The organism is Auritidibacter ignavus (genome assembly GCF_003703835.1).
Lineage (GTDB): Bacteria > Actinomycetota > Actinomycetes > Actinomycetales > Micrococcaceae > Auritidibacter > Auritidibacter ignavus.
Genome location: NZ_RDQR01000042.1, coordinates 1 through 3,106, shown reverse-complemented (window position 1 = coordinate 3,106; position 3,106 = coordinate 1). Strand labels below are relative to the sequence as shown.

Annotated in this window: 3 protein-coding genes and 1 pseudogene; 1 reads left to right on the top strand and 3 read right to left on the bottom strand. The window is 61.9% G+C overall.

The genetic code is table 11. The annotated features are described in order from the left end of the window. The 3 genes from DYI20_RS12075 to DYI20_RS12065 form a co-directional block, all read right to left on the bottom strand. The coding region (locus DYI20_RS12075) for a transposase (protein WP_147472568.1) at positions 1–264 on the bottom strand (264 nt) is incomplete at its 3' end. Between the two features lie 306 nt (positions 265–570). After that, on the bottom strand, positions 571–1,473 hold the full coding sequence (locus DYI20_RS12070; RefSeq protein ID WP_244924697.1) for a Cof-type HAD-IIB family hydrolase: 903 nt from the start codon (positions 1,471–1,473) through the stop codon (positions 571–573). Next, positions 1,470–2,432 carry a carbohydrate kinase family protein gene (locus DYI20_RS12065; protein WP_244924696.1) on the bottom strand — a complete coding sequence of 321 codons (963 nt, stop codon included), beginning with the start codon at positions 2,430–2,432 and terminating at the stop codon, positions 1,470–1,472. Before DYI20_RS12065 ends, DYI20_RS12070 begins: the two co-directional genes overlap by 4 nt. Positions 2,433–2,523: 91 nt before the next feature. Between DYI20_RS12065 and DYI20_RS12060 the strand changes: the two are divergent. Further along, positions 2,524–2,979 (top strand): annotated as a pseudogene (locus DYI20_RS12060) (solute carrier family 23 protein); the annotation flags it as partial. Positions 2,980–3,106: the final 127 nt, after the last annotated feature.

The window sequence follows — 3,106 nt, the reverse complement described above, 5'->3', positions numbered from 1 at the left end:
GATCTCATTAGCCCAGCACAGCTCCGCGTTCTCCCGCTTCAGCTTCCGGATTTGCGCTTGGGCATCCGTGGACACCCCTGACTTCTGACCGGTATCCACTTCAGCTTGTTCCACCCAACGACGCAACATCTCTGTCGCGATACTGAGCTTGGGCGCGGTTTCACGAATCACCACATACCGGCTCGGCGCGTCCTCATCTTCGAGCCGATCAAACACCATGCGCGTGGCACGATCTTTAAACGACAGCGGGTATTTGGTTGGCATAGTTCTATCCTCTCATTTTAGGACGGAACAAAACCCAGGACGGTTCAAGTTCTACCAATCATTGAATCCGATCGAGCTCAGCTAAATCATTTCCCAGCACGGCAGACCCAGAAGGCCATAACAAAAACGAAGACATCTAACAGTTCAAACCCATAAAGCCAGAAAATAACGTAAAGTCGCTACGACACCAGCTTGAACATCAGACCCTGCTACGACGATGCAATCCTTCAAATCTGAACTACGACAATCCATTCATGCTCAACAACATGAGGCACGGCACTTGCCCCGCTCTCGGTAAAGAAGATCCTAGGTGGGTAGGTGCATCAAATGCTCGATCACCGCGGCCACCCCGTCATCGTCACAGTCCGCGGTGACCGCATTGGCGGCTGCTTTCAGCTCGGGGTGTCCGGAGCCGACCGCGTACCCGGTGCCGGCCCAGCGAATCATTTCCACATCATTGAGCTGGTCGCCGAAGGCCACGACCTCGTTGGCGTGGACTCCCAGAGAGGTGGCGTAATCGGCCAGGGTCGCGGCTTTATTCACGTCGGCCCGCGAGATCTCCAACAAGGGTTGGCCGGGGGCCGAATGGGTCACGGTCACGGCGGTACCTAGGTGTGCGCGCACCCTGGCCAAGAGCTGGTCGGGTTCCCGGTCGGGAACGCGGACCATGAACTTCAGCACCCCGGGATGCTCGTCCAAGCCGTCAATGGTGCGTGGGTAGTGGTGCAACCCTCCGGGGTGATATCCACTGGGGTCCTCGGGGTGGTCATCTCGAAAGCCGGGCTCTACCACGAAGCCGGTCAGGGTTTCAAATCCACACCGAGCTCCGGGTTCGATCCGGCGGAGCTCCTCGTAGACGGCGACCACACTCGCTACCGGGATCGGGTGGGCCTCCAGCACGGTCTCGGAGCTCAAATCATAGATCACCGCCCCGTTAGAACAGATCGCCGGCCCGTTCAGAGTCGCGACGAGTCCGGACATCCACCGCATGGGTCGGCCGGTCACAAAGACCACCGGGATGCCGGCTTCTTGGGCGGCCTGAAAGGCAGCGGTGGTGCGCGGGGTGATGACCGACCCACCGGCGGGGTGACGGTAGGAGATGATGGTGCCGTCGAGATCGGAGGCGATCAGGCCCGGCCGGCGCACGGGATGGCCCGTCGCGTCACGCTCGACGGATTCCCCGTGCGGGCTCAGGCCATCCCGGTTCACGGTAAGCCCTGCGGGTCGATGCCGGCAACCTGTAGCGCTGCCAGGAGTTCTGCGGTCTCGGGTGGGTTGGCTCCCGGCCGGGAGCTGGTGATCGCCGAGGCGTGGGCGGCGATGCGCACCGCGTGCTGGGCGGCGCTGGTGGAAAGTCGGTGGATGCCCGCACGATCGCCGAGCACCTGGTGCAACGCCCACAACAATGCGGCGGTGAAGGAATCCCCGGCCCCGACGGTGTCGGCGACCTGTACCGGGACGATCGGCATCTCAAAAATCTCCCCGTCAGCACAACTTCCCAGAATGGTGCGGGCGCCTCGGGTGACAATGACGAGCCCCGGCCCGCGGGCCGCCCAATCGCGCAGTGAGTCGGTGATCTCGCGGTGCGGATACAGCCAGGTGAGGTCTTCATCGGAGGCGTGGACGATATCGGTCAAGCCCACGATCTCTTCGGCCCGCTGCCGGTAGGCCTGCCGATCGGGCAAAATGGTGGGCCGGCAGTTGGGGTCGTAGCTGATGGTGGCGTGCTCGCGCACAGCGGTCAGAGCTCTCAGCACCGTGGCGGCCCCAGGTGCTAACACAGTACCGATGGATCCCACGTGAACGTGATCGAGCTCGGCCCCGCCGGTGGCGGTGGCGAACTCGGCGACCAAGGTCTCGGGCACCTCCCAGTTCAGGTCGAACTCATAGGAGGCCACTCCGGAGGGGTCGAGGTAGGCCCGGGCCACGGAGGTGGTCTCCACCCGCTCGAGCACCGGTTTCACGCCGTGAGTGCTCACGTGCTGATCGATCAAATCACCGAACTCGTCCCGACCCCAGCGACCGGCAAAAAAGACATCGTGACCCAGTTTGGCCAGCCCGACGGCCACGTTCAGCGGCGATCCGCCCGGAAAGGCTCGTTGTTCGGCGGTATCCGAGATCACCACATCAACGAGTGCTTCACCAATCACGCCCAATTGTTTACTCACGGGGTTAACGCTACCGGAGAAAGTCACGCCGGGTGAGAATGGGCTACAATCGAGCCGATCTGATCACCGCACTCGTGCATAAGGGGAGGCCATGGCCGGCACTTTGAGACAGAAACTCGGACTCACCTGGAGACTCCATGGCGATGGACGGCACATTCGTCCCGGTGAAGTGGTGCTACCAGAAGAGCGGTTGCGCTGGCCGTTGACCATCGGGGTCGGAGTGCAACACGTGATGGCCATGTTCGGTGCGACTGTGCTGGTGCCGACGCTGACCGGGTTTCCGGCGACCACTGCCCTGTTTTTCTCCGCAGTGGGCACGGTGCTGTTTTTGCTCCTGACCGCCGGGCGGGTGCCCAGCTACCTGGGATCCTCCTTTGCCTTCATCGCACCCATTACCGCCGCCACCCAGGCCCATAACATGTATGCCGCCATGGGCGGGGTACTCATCGCCGGGGTCACCTTATTCTTAGTGGGCCTGGTCGTCCATCAGGTCGGTACCGGCTGGATTCACGCGCTCATGCCACCGGTGGTGATGGGCACCATTGTGGGCTCTTCACAATCGAGGGTGTAGACGGGGGTCTCGGGGAAGTGGCGCGTCGATAGCTGGATAGAGGTCGAGGCCTTCCGATGATGGAAGTTCCTACACAAGCCATCTGAAAGACCTCGACGTGCCT